Genomic DNA, 273 nt, shown 5'->3' with positions numbered 1-273 from the left:
CTGATAGCCATAGTGCCACTGCGCTTGCATTTGCTGGACAAAGTCGTCGTAATCAGCATGAATGAGATCAATTCGTCCCTGTCGTATGTTCAGTCGTTTACGTACATGTTGACCGGCTAGGGCTTTGCCATTATCAGCGAAGGGCAACCAATGAATATTATTTTGCTTAATATCGTTAGTACTATTCTTATCAGTCTTAAAGGACAAAACCTCAGCTAATCTTTCATTAGGATCAAAGCCAAAAATACGCTGAATCGCAGGTGCCGCCAGTAC

General features: G+C 42.9%; 1 protein-coding gene. It reads right to left on the bottom strand.

Features of this window, described 5'->3' with window-relative positions; translation table 11 throughout:
* On the bottom strand, positions 1-273 hold a 273-nt coding region (locus tag AAEY78_RS13080; protein ID WP_352339738.1), incomplete at both ends, for a hypothetical protein.

The sequence above is a fragment of the Psychrobacter sp. 16-MNA-CIBAN-0192 genome, assembly GCF_040309565.1.
Taxonomy (GTDB): Bacteria; Pseudomonadota; Gammaproteobacteria; order Pseudomonadales; family Moraxellaceae; genus Psychrobacter.
The sequence above is the reverse complement of the archived record's forward strand: the minus strand, read 5'-3'. Positions and strand labels throughout refer to the sequence as shown.